This window comes from Burkholderia sp. GbtcB21, from assembly GCF_019091065.1.
Classification (GTDB): Bacteria; Pseudomonadota; Gammaproteobacteria; order Burkholderiales; family Burkholderiaceae; genus Burkholderia; species Burkholderia pyrrocinia_C.
In genome coordinates this window covers 1-665 of sequence record NZ_JAGXKA010000087.1, presented here as the reverse complement: position 1 = coordinate 665, position 665 = coordinate 1, and the positions used below count along the sequence as shown (strand labels likewise).

Here is a 665-nt window from a genome sequence, read left to right as displayed (position 1 = left end):
CCGATACCAGGGCCGGTACTGGCTCGTGCGCTGATGCCCGGCGGCCGTGACCACCCGCGCCACCCGGCCCGGCGCGTCGTAATACAGCGTGTCGCTCGCGCTCAGTTGCTCAAGCTTCGGGTCGGTGACATAGGCCGGCTGGTTCAGGTAGTACGGCTGGTACTGCTGACGGGGCAGGCCCTTGGCGTTGTATATCACGTGACCACTGGTCAGCCAGCGCTCCTCGCTGGATTCCTGCACTGGCGTGCCGGTCGCATCGAGCTTCAACCTGCCGTTCTCGTCGACGATCGCGCTGAGTCCGCGCTCCGCCTTGATCTTGCCCTGCAGCGGCCGGCCGAACCCGTCGACATAGTCCAGGGCGATCCGGATCGTGGAGAACGCCGGCAGAGGCACCGGGTCGTCAGCATGCTCATCCCGGTAGCGCTCGGCACTCAGGGTGGCCGCGTGCACCGGCACCCGGGACACCGCGGCCACGGCCCGATGCACGGCCAGGCTCTGGCTTGTGCCCAGCTCCGGCACTGGCGTGCCGGCCTTGACGAGCTGGTGCAGCCGCGCCTGGATATGGCCTTCCCCGGTGATCAGGCGCTGCTCCAGCAGGGCTTGCCAGACCGGCGCGACCTCGCTGTCCGGCAGCCCGGCCGCGCGCAGCCCGGCCTCGGTCAGCG

The 665-nt window shown here is 69.8% G+C and carries 1 pseudogene; it reads right to left on the bottom strand.

Annotated elements, in window-relative coordinates:
* Nucleotides 1–665: pseudogene (locus KVT39_RS36450) on the bottom strand (hypothetical protein); the annotation flags it as partial.